Source organism: Tunturibacter gelidoferens, from assembly GCF_040358255.1.
Lineage (GTDB): Bacteria > Acidobacteriota > Terriglobia > Terriglobales > Acidobacteriaceae > Edaphobacter > Edaphobacter gelidiferens.
Genome location: NZ_CP132938.1, coordinates 766712 through 780858, shown reverse-complemented (window position 1 = coordinate 780858; position 14147 = coordinate 766712). Strand labels below are relative to the sequence as shown.

The following is a 14147-nucleotide window of genomic DNA, read 5'->3' as shown; positions in this document are numbered from 1 at the left end:
TCCAGTACCGGTGTGGCCAGCTAAAGGTCTCTTCGCTGCAGCGTTCGCATTACGTCGATGATCCGCTCGTACACATGCAGCAGCTCAGCGTCCGCCAGCGGGCCAGGATTCACCTTGCGCACACGATCGAAGACCTCCTGCTCCCGCCGCGGCTCATAGACCGGCAGATCCGCAGTCTTTTTGAGCTCTCCAATTGCGCGTGCGGCTGCCGCTCGCTGGCTGATGAGTCGAACGATCTCAACATCCAGCTCATCAATCTTCCGTCTCCAGTCGGAGATATCCATCCACTCGCCTCGCAGTGCAACGCAGCACGTCTAAACGCAGCTCGCCGCAGAGTATTTTGTACTAACCATGATAAACGTCCCATCGCGCCGCTTCGTCCAGACACATTGACTGTCCTCATGCTCTCAACCCCGCGATGAACTGCCCAATTACGGTCGGCGCCTCTGGCGGCGGAGTCTTTTCAATCAGAGCGACGAGAGCGCTCCCGACGATCGCCGCGTCCGCAAACTCACCCACCGCCCTCACATGCTCAGCATTGGAGATGCCGAATCCCACGGCAATCGGCAATTTCGTAAACTGTCGCAGTCGCGACACCAACTCCGAAGCATCTCCGGCCACCTTCTGCTGTGTTCCGGTAATCCCGACCCGGGAGATCGCATACACAAACCCTTGCGACACCCCAGCGATCGCCTTCAGCCGAGCGTCCGGACTCGTCGGCGCCGCCAGAAAGATTGGCGCCAGTCTGTTCGCCTTCATCTCCTCCAGATATTCGCCCGCCTCTTCGACAATCATGTCCGTCAACAGCACTCCGTCGGCCCCGGCTTCGGCCGCGCGTGCACAAAACGTCTTCATTCCCATCCGTACTACGGGGTTCAGGTAAGAAAACAGCACCAATCCCGCAGCTGGCCGCAACGCACGCAGCTCCTTCGCCAGCTCTAGCACATCGGTCAACCTCACTCCTCGCGCCACGGCCCGCTCACTGGCTCGCTGAATCACTGGTCCATCCGCCAGCGGGTCGCTAAAGGGAACACCCAGCTCAATCACATCTGCGCCATTATCGATCGCAGCCAGCGCAATGTCCTTGGTCGTCGCCAGGTCCGGATCACCTGCAGTCAAATAAGCAACAATCCCCGGCTTCTCTCTAAACTCAATCGCCATCGTCCTGTACTTAGCCTTTCGCTCTCTCGCTGCCCTTCAAATCAAGCTCCCTCGCCAGGATCCCCATATCCTTATCGCCGCGTCCCGACAGGTTCACCATCAGCACATCCGTCTTTGCCAGCGTCGGAGCCAGTCGAATCGCCTCCGCAACCGCATGAGCACTCTCAAGCGCCGGCAAAATCCCCTCCGTCCTCGACAACGTCACCGTCGCCTTCAGCGCAGCATCATCCGAACACGAGACATAACTCGCCCGCCCGGAATCATGCAGCATCGCGTGCTCTGGCCCCACGCTCGCATAGTCCAGCCCCGCAGAGACCGAGTGCGTGCTGCTCACCTGCCCAGCGTCATTTTGTAACACATACGAGTACGTACCCTGCAGCACACCCGGCAAGCCGCCGCCCACTTTTTGAAAACGCGCCGCATGCTCTCCCAACGCCGTCCCGCGGCCACCCGCCTCAACGCCGATCAACTGAACATTCGCATCAGGCAAGAACTCATAGAACGCGCCAATAGCATTCGAGCCACCGCCCACGCAGGCGACGATCGCCGTAGGCAGCTTCCCCTCCTGCTCCAGCATTTGCGCCCGCGCCTCACGGCTGATCACCCGATGAAAGTCCCGGACCATCGTCGGATAGGGATGCGCCCCCAGCGCACTGCCGAGAATGTAATAAGTCGTCCGCACATTCGTTACCCAGTCCCGCATCGCGTCATTGATCGCATCCTTCAACGTAGCCGACCCAGCCGAAACCCCGCGCACCTCCGCCCCCAGCAACCGCATCCGGTACACATTCAGCTCCTGCCGCCGCATGTCCTCCTCGCCCATGTAGACGACGCACTCCAGACCCAGCAGCGCACAAACCGTCGCCGTCGCCACCCCGTGCTGTCCCGCGCCGGTCTCTGCGATGATTCGTTGTTTCCCCATCCGCCGTGCCAGCAGCCCTTGGCCTAGCGCATTATTGATCTTGTGCGCGCCGGTATGTAGCAGATCTTCGCGCTTCAAATAGATCTTCGCCCCGCCCAGTTGCCCGGTCAGCCTCTTCGCAAAGTACAGTGGAGTGGGCCGTCCACAGTAGTTGTGCAACAGGTCATCCAGCTCAGCCTGAAACTCCGGATCACTCTGAGCCAACGCATACGCCTGTTCCAGCTCCTCCAGCGCCGCCATCAGCGTCTCCGGAACATATCTCCCGCCATACGCTCCAAACCGCCCCGCCACCGCCGCCGTCGTCACACCTGCCGTCGAACTGACACTCATTGGTCTCTCCTGCAATCTCGCCTTGCGTAAAAAACGAAAGCCGCGACTTGGAAGGTCGCGGCTCGTAGGAATGTCGAATCAACTGAAGTTACAGATCTCTCAGATGAAGCTACTCCGCCGAGGCCGCTATTGTGCGCCAATAGCGGAGAATAAACGAAATTCGGCTGGACTGAGTAATCATCTTGGTATCAACCATACATCCTGCTCAGCGCCTCTGCAACCCCGCCAGCCGCAAAGTTATATCTTCTGCACACGCTGCACATCCCGCACACCCGGAACCTTCCGCAGGTTCTGCACCAGTTTGTTCAGGTGCCGCACGTCAACCGTCTCCACCACGAAGTCCACCATGACCTGGCCATCCGGCATCGGTTTCGTATCCACACTCCGGATATTCGTCCCATCATCGGAGATGATAGCCGTAAACTCCTTCAACATACCCGCTCGGTCATCGCACAACACCGTCAGCTTCACGGGATAAGTCTGCGCCTTATTCGTTCCCGGCTCCGTCGGCGACGGCGACCACTCCACCTGGATCCTTCTATCCGACTCATACAGCAGATTCTGTACATTCGGACAGCTTCTCGCATGCACCGCCACGCCCTTGCCCCGCGTTACGTAACCAACAATCTCCTCACCGCGAATTGGGTTACAACAACGCGCTCGGTACACCAGCAGATCGTCCTGCCCCTCCACCTGCAATGAGTCAGATCCCTTGCCGAAGAAGACTCGCTTCACCGCCTCCGACATCTGCCCAACCGTATTGCCGATTCCACCCTCCGGCGCCGCAGGCTCCGCCGACATTGTCGAACCCGGCTCCAGCTTATTCAACACCTGTCGAGCCGAAAACTTCCCAAACCCGACACCCGCCAGCAGCTCCGCCTGAGTCCCTAACCCATACTCACTGGCGACCTTGTCATAGTCAGCCTCATGAAACCTGCCCAGTGACAGCTTGTATTTCCTCGCCTCACGGTCCAGCAGCTTCTTGCCGATCTCGATCGCTCGTTCGCGCTGATGTTCATTCAGCCAGTGCTTTATCTTGTTCCGCGCCCGCGAACTCTTCGTAAAGCTAAGCCAGTCGCGGCTAGGAGCATGTCCCGCTTGCGTTGTAATCTCGACGATGTCGCCGTTGCGCAACTTCGTCCGCAGCGGAACAATCCGACCATTCACCTTCGCGCCCACCGTCGTGTTTCCAACTTCGGTATGAATCGTATACGCGAAGTCGATCGGGCTCGCGTCCTTCGGCAGAACCACCACCTTGCCCTTCGGTGTGAAGGTATAAACCTCCTCCGGATACAAATCGATCTTCAGCGTCGACATGAACTCATTGGGATCGGTCATCTCCCGCTGCCATTCCATCAACTGCCTCACCCACGCCAGTCTCTGCTCGTCCTTCGCACTCACATTGTCTGAGGCCTTGTACTTCCAGTGCGCCGCGATCCCTTCCTCTGCGACGCGATGCATATCCTCCGTACGAATCTGCACCTCGAACTGATGACCACCTTCAGCAATCAACGTCGTATGCAGCGATTGATAAAGATTCGGCCGAGGCATCGCGATAAAGTCCTTAATCCTGCCTGGCACCGGTCGCCAGATCGAGTGCAGCAACCCAAGCAGCGCATAACAATCCTGCACCGAGTTACAGATCACACGAATCGCCAGCAAATCGTAGACCTGATCGACCGGAATCTTCTGATCCACCAGCTTCTGTTGAATCGAATAAAGCCGCTTGATGCGCGACTCCACCCGGCCCTGGATCTTGAACTCCTTCAGCTTCGCCTCAAGCTGCGTCACGATCTTCTGCAGAAACTCTTCGCCGGCGCCGCGTAGTGCGTCTACCTCGGTCGACACCTGCTCATACGCATAAGGATCGGTATACCGAAACGCCAGATCCTCCAGCTCCCCACGCAGTTTGCCCATACCCAGCCGGTGCGCCAGCGGAGCATAAATATCCAGCGTCTCCCGCGCGATCTTCTGCTGCTTCTCTGGCTTCAGGTGCTCAAGCGTTCGCATGTTGTGCAGCCGGTCCGCGAGCTTGATGATCACCACGCGAACATCGGTCACCATCGCCAGCAGCATCTTGCGAATGTTCTCTGCCTGGTGGTCCTCACGATTCGCAAACTTGATCTTTTCGAGCTTCGTCACACCCTCCACGATGTGAGCGACCTGATCGCCGAACCGTTTCGCGATCTCAGCCGACGTGACATCGGTATCTTCGACCGCATCATGCAAAAGCCCCGCCGCAATCGCAGTCGAATCCATCTTCAACTCGGCCAGCACCTGCGCCACTTCCAGCGGATGAATGATGTAGGGCTCGCCGCTGGCCCGCTTCTGTCCTTCATGCTGCTGCAGGCAGAACGCCCATGCGCCGCGAATGATCTCCAGATCATCCGCAGGCCGGTTCTCATGCACAGTCTCCAGCAGCCGATGAAACTTCGCATCCACCGCATGAATATCCTTCGCCGAACTGCCCGCCAGATGGGTCGCCGACGACTCCTCCACGCCCGCAATCACCAGCGCCGAGGAATCAGGCACCGCAGGCTTCTTCTTCTTCACGCGAGAGGTCGTGTCCGATCCAACCGGTGGTTCCGCGACCGGAAGAGCTGTCTCCAGCTCGATCCCCGTATCGGTATGTTCCACATCCGGTTGGCTCTTCGGTTCGTCGTGCGGCTTCGGCTGCGGGCCAGCCTGCGAAGAGGCCGGAGGAGCGATTGCCATAGTTCATTATAGGCCGACCGGTCAACCCCTTAGCAGCCATAACGAAAGAAGGCTATGCGCTTCAAGGAGATCTGCCACGCCCCCAACTTTGGGGAATTCCGACAAACCGGAAGTCCACCGACGAGAAGCGCGTTTGTGAGGACTCATCTCGCCTAGCTCGCGAAAAGACGAGAGCGCGCCTATTACAGTCATCGCGCTTTCACCACCTGTGCCGTTTCATCTTGGGAAAGTGAAGATCTCGACGAGCGCCCTCACGCGCTCTTTCTGACGGATGCGCGGAAATCGCTTGGTTCTTGTTAGCTCGGCGATACCATGGAGGCTCCCAACTCCAGGAGTTGACTCCTTTACCAGCAGCGATGCGGGCTTGGCTGACCCCGCCTATTACACGCTCCTTGTGGCGGACGCGGCCTACTCCTACTGAAACGATCGCCAGAAAAACGCCGATCCCCACGTCTCAAAGTTCGTAAGAGACGTGGGGAATCGGGGTTGAACAGAACATCTTTCCGCTGCGTACTACTAGGGCGTAACCCAGGGAGAAGGCGGTGGTGGTGGAACGACCGGTGGACGGTCGTCGCAAGTAATAGTATTGGGCAGCTCCCACGGGGCCAGCCAGGGTCCGGTAGTGCCGCCGCCAACATTGCCGCCAAGATCGGTCAGCGTGAACTCCGACCCGGCCGGAGTGAAGTGGAACGAACCGCAGTTATTGACGCCAACGGCGCCTACGTTGCGGGCCTCCACGTTCTCGAAGGATGCCGAACCTGCCACCCGTGCGCTGACCACCGAGGTGCCCGTGCCGTCAACCCGGTCATCCTTGAAGTGCACGTTCGTGATCGTGTACAGGTCTTTTACGGGGAAATCGCTGACCAGCATGATCGCGTTGTAGGTGTTGTCAAGAAAGCTGTTGCCGACCACCTCAAGGTCCGCGTTAATACTTCCCTCCAACGCGTAGATCCAGATGGCGCCCAGGCCGATGTTCCAGTTCAGCTCAAACGGGCCAGACCGAACCGTAGTGTTGTTCGTGATCCATAAGCTCCCGGTGAACGGCTGGGCTCCAAAGCGGGAACCAACCTGTAATCCGCTGCCTTCGCGGATCGGATCGGCCACGAGGTTGTTCGAAATGGTGTTGTCCGTGCCACCGTAGAGGGCGATGCCGTTGGCCAACACCGGTGTCTGCACCGTGTTGTGATCGAAGGTGTTGTTGGCATCCTCAATCTTATCCGACCACATAGCTAGGGCGTCGTCCCCGGTGTTGCGAACAAAGTTATTCGCCACGACCGAGTTGGTGACGCCGGTGTGGAAGTTGATCCCATCGGCGATCTGGTCCACGATGATGTTGTTGCGGATTCTTAGGTTCGACATCGGGCCATCGAACCACATGCCCACCTTCGTGTGATGGATGTAGAGCCCTTCGATCGTCGAATGGCTCAACGAGCCGCCTATGCCGTTTACTTGGTCGCTATCAATGCGCTCCCGGACATCACCCTCGATGGCGAAGCCGGAGAGATGGACATTCGAGCTGCCACCGTCGGCAACGTACTTGCCGTAGAAACCGACGCCGGTGTGCACCGAGCCATCGGGCAAAGGAGTACTCAGGGTCACCTGGTGTCCCTTGACGATCGTGTACCAGTTACCGGCACCTTCGATTGTGACGTTGTCAACGAGAATATGGCGGTTCACCTGATATGTGCCTGGCGGCAAGTAGACCTCGCGGTGCCAGGCCTTCGCGAATGCGATCGCTGTGTCAAACGCGTCCGCCGAATCGCGCTGCCCGGTCGGATCGGCACCGAACCGCTGCACGTTCACGGCAGGCTCGTCGCGGTGCTGCGGGGGGCCAACCACCTCGGAGTCAAGCAAGTCAATTACTGTCCAGGCGGCATTGCTCGAGGCCGGAGCGGTGAGGCGGATCTTGTCGCCCTCATGGTATCTGTGACCGAGCAGCAAACGCTGTTCGTCGTAGAAGTGGTTCGGTCGGAACGGTTTGGTGATCACCGGCGGCGGGGTCGTGGCCGACGGTACGCAGGCACACTCGGTAATATATTGATCGGGAAACAACAGGCCGGCGTTCGGATCATTGGAGAACGGGTACTGGTTATAGAGCCATGCGTACTGCGAAGTGAGCGTCATGGTGACAAGAGAACGGCCGTTAACTGAGACCTCAAGCGGTGCCGTAATACCTCCGCCGGTTGGCGCATCCGGGATGCTGTAACGCACCGTAATCGCATTGGCCGCTTCGGGCAGGGTGAACTCGACATATTGTCCGGGGAGGAGCTGGACCGCCGCGCGACCCGACGCTTCGGCGGGAAGCGTGTATGCGGTCCGGGCGGGGCCAATGATCGTGCCGTCGGTCACCGCATTCTCAGCCTCCTGCTCAACAAAGTGAGCGTTCGCCCCACGATCATCGACCAGCGACGGGTCAAGCGCCGCGCGGGTTACCGAAGGGGTTTGGGGAGCTGCGTAGAGGGGTAGAGCATACGATGCGGTCAGGCACAGGACAAAGCGAGACGCGCGACTCAGGAATCCCTGAAATTTCATGATGCCTCCTGATTAGCTTTTTCTTTTGGCACACAAAGAGGACGGTTGGACCCACCGAGCAGGCTGCCTCGAGCCACGCGCTTTAGATATCCGGTCGAGCGCGGGCGGACCTTTTATATACAACTTCGGGGTAAGACGCAAGGCTATGTTGCTAAGACGGGCTACTCGAGAGTGAGCGTTGCAGGAGGTGTGATTGTTCGTTCTGCCGCGTCAGCTCCTCCACAGAAATCCTGTCAAGCCCCAAACCTCTCAAAAACTCATTAACCCACACATAACAAAATAGATAGATTCTGCCAAACTTGGCACTTTAGTTTCACTCCATTCGCTACACTTGATACAGAGATCAAAAACAAGCAGGCCCCGCAGGGATAGACTCCCTCCGGGGCTAACTTGTTGATAACAAGGATTCTGTACGCAAACCATGTATTATCTATATTTTGCAGACATCGACTATCTCCAAGCTGTTGAATACAAGCGCTTTATCCCCCCGTAACATGGGGGAGGGGGGTGTACCCCTCCCCCACTGGAGATAGGGAGAAAGGAGAAACGGTAGTACCGACAGCTAAGCCGAGGCCGGAACCTTCCCCGCCAGTTGCCGCAACACGTATTGCAGGATTCCGCCGTTCTGGTAGTACAGAATCTCCTGCGGCGTATCGATGCGCACGGTAGCGGAGAACTCAATCGTCTTGCCCAGATCGGACTCCGCGAACACCGTCACCACCTTGCCATCGGCGAACTTGCCATCGAGCATCGCCTTCAACTGACCCGGCGCATCCCCGATCGCAAACAACTCCTCGCCCGTCAAATGCAGCGACTCGACGTTCTGACCCGGCAGGAACTGCAGCGGCAGAATCCCCATCCCGACCAGGTTCGACCGGTGAATCCGCTCATAGCTCTCCGCGATCACAAACTTGATCCCCAGCAGCCGCGGCCCCTTCGCCGCCCAGTCGCGCGAAGAGCCCGAGCCGTACTCCTTGCCCGCAAGAATCGCCAGCGGCGTTTCACGCTTCGCATACTCCACGCTCGCATCGTAGATCGACATCGGCACATCTTCCGGCAGCAGCCGCGTCACACCGCCTTCAGTTCCAGGAGCGAGCTTGTTCCGCAACCGCACATTGGCAAACGTGCCGCGCACCATCACCTCATGGTTGCCGCGCCGCGATCCATAGCTGTTGAAGTCCGACGGCTTCACCCCATGCTCGGTCAGGTACTTCCCAGCAGGCCCATTCAGCTTGATCGAACCCGCCGGCGAGATATGATCCGTCGTCACCGAATCTCCCAGCACCGCCAGCACGCGAGCCCCATGAATATCTCCAACCGGAGCAGGCGTCGCTGGCATCCCGTCGAAGTAAGGAGCCTTGCGAATATAGGTCGAATCCGGCTCCCACCCATACGTCTCGCCATCCGGAAACTTCAGGCTCTTCCAGTTGTTGTCGCCTTCCGAGACCGTGGAGTACTGCCGACGGAACATCTCGGAATCGATCGAAGAATTCACCGCCGCCGAGACCTCTGCCTGCGTAGGCCAGATGTCGCGCAGGAAGACAGGCTTGCCGTCGAGATCGCGGCCCAGTGCCTCCGTCTCGAAGTTGTGCGCAATATGCCCCGCCAGCGCATACGCAACCACAAGCGGAGGACTCATCAGGTAGTTCGCCCTCACCTCCGGCGAGATTCGCCCCTCAAAGTTACGGTTCCCCGACAACACCGACACTGCCACCAATCCATGATCCTCGATCGACTTCGAAACATCTGTGGGCAGCGGTCCCGAGTTTCCTATGCACGTCGTACATCCATACCCCACCACCTGAAAACGCAGCTGATCGAGATACGGCATCAACCCGGCCTTCACGTAGTAATCAGTCACCACGCGCGAACCCGGAGCCAGCGAAGTCTTCACCCACGGCGGCGTGCTCAGCCCCTTCTCCACAGCCTTCTTCGCAAGCAAACCTGCAGCCATCATCACGTAAGGATTCGAAGTATTCGTGCAGGAGGTGATCGCCGCAATCACAATCGATCCATGATCGAGATACTGATCCGGATCTACGCCAAACCTGCTCCGAATCGACACATGCGGAGCCTCAAGCAGCGGTATGGTCTGATCGCTGATCGTAATCACCGGCACTACCGGAGCCTCCACCACAGGAGCCGAAGCCCCTACGCTGCTGCTCAGATCGCCCGATTCCGAAGCCGTCCCACCCTCTCCCTCCCAGCGCACCATCTGCCGAATCACATGCTTGTTTCCATTCGGCCCCAGCAGCCCGGGTAGTTGCTCCTTGAAGCTCGCACCTGCCTGCGACAGTGCAACTCGATCCTGCGGCCTCTTCGGACCGGCCACACTCGGCTCTACCGTCGCCAGATCCAGCGAAATCGTCGCCGAGTAAACGGCCTCCTTCGCATCCGCCGTATGAAACAGCCCCTGCTCGCGGTAGTAAGCCTCTACGAGTGCAATCTGCTCTTCATTGCGCCCGGTCAGTCGCAGATACTTCAGCGTCTCCGCATCCACCGGGAAGATTCCGCAAGTAGCCCCGTACTCCGGAGCCATATTCGCAATCGTCGCGCGGTCAGCCAGCGGCAGCTCTGTAATCCCCGACCCATAAAACTCCACGAACTTACCCACCACACCGAGCTTCCGCAACATCTCCGTCACGGTCAGTACCAGGTCCGTAGCAGTCGTGCCCTCTTTCAGCTTGCCCGTCAGCTTGAACCCAACCACCTGTGGCACCAGCATGCTCACCGGCTGTCCCAGCATCGCTGCCTCTGCCTCAATGCCGCCTACGCCCCAGCCCAGCACGCCCAAACCATTCACCATCGTCGTGTGCGAGTCGGTTCCCACCAAAGTGTCGGGATATGCGAACACCTTCCCCTGCGCATCCGGCGTCGTCGTAAACACGACCCGCGCCAGGTACTCCAGGTTCACCTGATGACAGATCCCCATTCCAGGCGGCACAGCTGAAAAATTATCGAACGCCGTCTGCCCCCACTTCAAAAACGCATAGCGCTCGCGATTGCGCTGAAACTCCAGCGCCGCATTCAGGTCATACGCCCGCTGTGTTCCAAACTCATCCACCTGAACCGAGTGGTCGATCACCAGCTCTGCCGGCTGCAGCGGATTGATCTTCTCCGGATCACCGCCCAGCGCCTTCATCGCATCCCGCATCGCAGCCAGATCGACAACAGCAGGCACGCCGGTAAAGTCCTGCATCAACACTCGCGCCGGCATGTAAGCAATCTCTCGCGAAGGCTCCGCATTCGGATCCCAGCACGCCAGAAATTGAATATCTTCAGCAGTCACGGTGCGGCCATCCTCATGCCGCAGCAGGTTCTCCAGCAGAATCCGCAGTGAGAAGGGAAGCCGGCCAAGGTCAACACCCGTCCCCTCCAGCGCCTTCAGTCGAAATACATCGTACGTGCTCTTCCCTACAGCTAGTGTGGATAAGCTCTTAAACGAATCAGGATGCGATTGTGTCGGCATGGTATCTTCTCCGAGGCGCGCTCTTCGGAAGCGCGATGGTTGGGGCCGTGGTCACATCTTCGAACCGCAGACGGCGACGGCTGAAGCCTATCAAGTTTTCAGGGGAGGGGTCGAATTAGCAGCGTCCGCGGTCAGGGCGACCGTGGCGAAAGCGCTTCGTGTTGGGAAGACAGCCTGCCATCAAACTAATCTTACTGCGTTCCGTCCGGTTGCGGTAAAGCGCCTGACCCTCCCACCAAAGGGTGATTGCAAAACGCGGCAGGCTGGCGTCCAAAGCGTCGCAACTATCAGACTCCACAGCACAACGCGTCGCTTTGGCTATTGCGTCATCACTCGCAAAGTCCGCAATTGTAAGAAAAATGCATCTCATTCAAGAAGTTCGTGTTTATACCCGCAGCAGGTACGAGGAGACTGGCAGTATGTACAAATCATTTCCCAGGATTTTTCTAGGTCTATCGCTTGGCATTGCATCACTCGCAGCAACAGTGACACTCTCAGGCTGCCACAAGGGCGTAGAGCCTGCAGCCATTCCCGACAACTCCGGTCCCGACCCTGCTGATGCCAACACGGCCCCGGTAGACAACAGCCAGCCCCAGGCCGCCCCTGCCCCACAGCCCGTGCAGGGAAGAGTCCTCGGCATCCGCTCCCAATCCACGCCGGAGCAAAACTCCGAGCAGTACGCTCCGCAAGCAGCCGCCCCGCCGCCTCAAAACGAGGCCTACACTGCCGCCCAGAGCGCCCAGCCCCCGGTTCAGAACAACGACCAGAACTACGATCAGAACTACGACTACAACGCCCCCACCAACTACGACGAATCCCAGGTAGATGCCGGTCAGCAGGCGCTCGAAGAGGCCAACGAACCGCCCCCACCCCTCCCCCAATACGAGCAGCCCGAAGCCCCTGCGCCCAACTACCTCTGGACCCCCGGCTACTGGGGATACGCCCCCGTCGGCTACTATTGGGTACCCGGAGCCTGGTGCGCTCCACCCTTTTACGGAGCTCTCTGGACCCCCGGCTACTGGGGCTTCTTCGGAGGCCGTTACATCCTTCATCGCGGCTTCTGGGGCCCGCACATCGGCTTCTACGGCGGCGTGAACTACGGCTTCGGCTACACCGGCAGCGGCTATCACGGTGGCTACTGGCAGGGCCGCAACTTCTACTACAATCGCTCGGTCAACAACGTTAACGTCACACGCATCACCAACGTTTACAACCGCACGGTCGTCGTTAACAACACCACCATCAACCGGGTCTCCTACAACGGCGGCCGCGGCGGCGTCAACGTACGCCCCCAGCCCGCCGAGGTCGCAGCCAACCGCGGCCCTCGCGTCCCGCCCATGACCACGCAACTTCAGAACCAGCGCGAGGCCGCACAGAATCGCCAGCAGTTCTACAACGTGAACAAGGGCCGTCCCGCTCTGGTCGCCTCACCCCGTCCTATCGCCGCGGTCGCTCGTCCAGCCGTGCAACCAGTCCGTGCCACTCAGCCCGTCCAACCAAACACGCGTCCTGGCGAGATCAACCGTCCCGGCCAACCTGCCATACAGCCATCCCGCCCTGGCCAGCCGGCAGTGCAACCCGGCCGCCCCGTCCAGCCTGAAACGCGACCCGGTCAGCCAAACGCCGGCCAGCCAAATACGCGGCCCGGCGAAAATAATCGCCCCGGCCAGCCATCTATACAACCTGCACGTCCTGGTCAGCCGGCCGTCCAGCCAGGCCGCCCCACACAGCCTGAAACTCGTCCTGCTCAACCAAACCCTGGTCAGCCCAACACGAGGCCCGGCGAAGTCAGCCGTCCAGCCCAGCCTCAAACTCGTCCCGTGCAACCCGAGACTCGTCCGGTTCAGCCCCAGGTACGACCCACTCAGCCCGAAACCAAACCGGTCCAACCGCAGGTGCGACCAGTCCAACCCGAAACCAGACCGGTTCAACCACAGGTACGACCCGCCCAACCCGAAACCAGACCAGTCCAACCGCAGGTACGACCGGTCCAGCCGCAACCCCAAACCCGTCCTGTCCAACCCCAGCCTCAGCTCCAGGTTCGCCCTGCACCGCAGAGCAGACCTGAACCGCAGAGCAGACCTGAACCAACCCCGCAGAACGTAGCCCGTCCTCAGTCCCAACCGCAGCCACGCCCTCAACCCCAGTCACGCCCGGCACCTCAACCACAGTCGCGTCCGGCGCCTCAACCCCAGTCACGCCCGGCACCTCAACCACAGTCGCGTCCGGCACCTCAACCCCAGTCACGCCCGGCACCTCAACCACAGTCGCGTCCGGCACCTCAAGCTAGGCAGCAGGCTGAGGCGAGACCCGCTCCACACGGAGAAGGAAAGCCACACTAAGCTACTTTCGCCGTTGCACGTGAAAAGACCCGCCTGGCGCGGGTCTTTTTATTCCTCTCCATCAAAAAATCACTCCACCGCTGACGAAGCCTCTCCCTCCAGCCAGTCATGATCGCAGTCATCGCATCGCCATCGGTTTGCTGGTTCCACCGCCTCCAGCAGGGTCTCGTGGCTCCCGCATATCGGGCAGGCTGGCAACGTAAACTCTCCCGACGCAGACTCGTCAACCTCCGCCTTGAACCGCTCAGCCAACGGCTGCGACAACAGTATCGCCGCGTCCTCCGCATTCTCTGGAGCGACCACAACGCGAGGCCCTTGCACGTCCATCCGCGATCCATCTCCCTGCAAGACGATAGACTCAATCCCTGCCTCTCGCAGCGCGAGTGAGGCAGCCACCGCACCGCGCCCATCTTTGTACTCAAAGACACAGTCCGCCGGAGCCAGCGCGGCAAACGCCCTCAAATCCGCCAGATCGTCATCACTCAGTACCCTCTGCTCCGCACGCTCCGGCGCTGACGAAGCCTTAAGCCCACGCCGCGACATCTCTCCTCGCAGCGCCTCCTGCGCCATATCCGTAAGGTCACTCATTCCCCGAGCCAGCCCCAACAACTCGTCATCACCGTAGGCCGCGTAGAGCTTCACCAGCTCCTGATACTGCGCTGTATCGCCAATCATT

Annotated in this window: 8 protein-coding genes; 1 reads left to right on the top strand and 7 read right to left on the bottom strand. The window is 59.5% G+C overall.

Features of this window, described 5'->3' with window-relative positions:
• Positions 1–20: 20 nt before the first annotated feature.
• The 6 genes from RBB81_RS03680 to RBB81_RS03655 all read right to left on the bottom strand — a co-directional run bounded on the left by RBB81_RS03680 (position 21) and on the right by RBB81_RS03655 (position 11129).
• A complete protein-coding gene (locus tag RBB81_RS03680; RefSeq protein WP_353072754.1) occupies positions 21–284 on the bottom strand; it encodes a chorismate mutase in 264 nt (87 codons plus the stop codon).
• 115 nt (positions 285–399) lie between these two features.
• Positions 400–1161 (bottom strand): tryptophan synthase subunit alpha, encoded by a 762-nt coding sequence (gene trpA, locus RBB81_RS03675; protein ID WP_353072753.1) that lies wholly within the window; start codon positions 1159–1161, stop codon positions 400–402.
• 10 nt (positions 1162–1171) lie between these two features.
• Complete coding sequence (gene trpB, locus RBB81_RS03670; RefSeq protein WP_353072752.1) at positions 1172–2413, bottom strand: tryptophan synthase subunit beta; 1242 nt, start codon at positions 2411–2413, stop codon at positions 1172–1174.
• 237 nt (positions 2414–2650) lie between these two features.
• On the bottom strand, positions 2651–5128 hold the full coding sequence (locus RBB81_RS03665; protein ID WP_183791016.1) for a RelA/SpoT family protein: 2478 nt from the start codon (positions 5126–5128) through the stop codon (positions 2651–2653).
• A 516-nt stretch (positions 5129–5644) separates the two neighbouring features.
• Positions 5645–7660: a glycosyl hydrolase family 28-related protein gene (locus tag RBB81_RS03660; RefSeq protein WP_353072751.1), complete on the bottom strand. Its 2016-nt coding sequence runs from the start codon at positions 7658–7660 to the stop codon at positions 5645–5647.
• A 562-nt stretch (positions 7661–8222) separates the two neighbouring features.
• A complete protein-coding gene (locus RBB81_RS03655) occupies positions 8223–11129 on the bottom strand; it encodes an aconitate hydratase (RefSeq protein ID WP_353072750.1) in 2907 nt (968 codons plus the stop codon).
• Between the two features lie 419 nt (positions 11130–11548).
• On the opposite strand from RBB81_RS03655, the gene RBB81_RS03650 reads away from it, so the two are divergent.
• Positions 11549–13471 carry a YXWGXW repeat-containing protein gene (locus RBB81_RS03650; protein WP_353072749.1) on the top strand — a complete coding sequence of 641 codons (1923 nt, stop codon included), beginning with the start codon at positions 11549–11551 and terminating at the stop codon, positions 13469–13471.
• Between the two features lie 69 nt (positions 13472–13540).
• Here the strand turns inward: RBB81_RS03650 and RBB81_RS03645 are convergent, their stop codons facing one another.
• Positions 13541–14146: a hypothetical protein gene (locus RBB81_RS03645; protein WP_353072748.1), complete on the bottom strand. Its 606-nt coding sequence runs from the start codon at positions 14144–14146 to the stop codon at positions 13541–13543.
• Between the last annotated feature and the right edge of the window lies 1 nt (position 14147).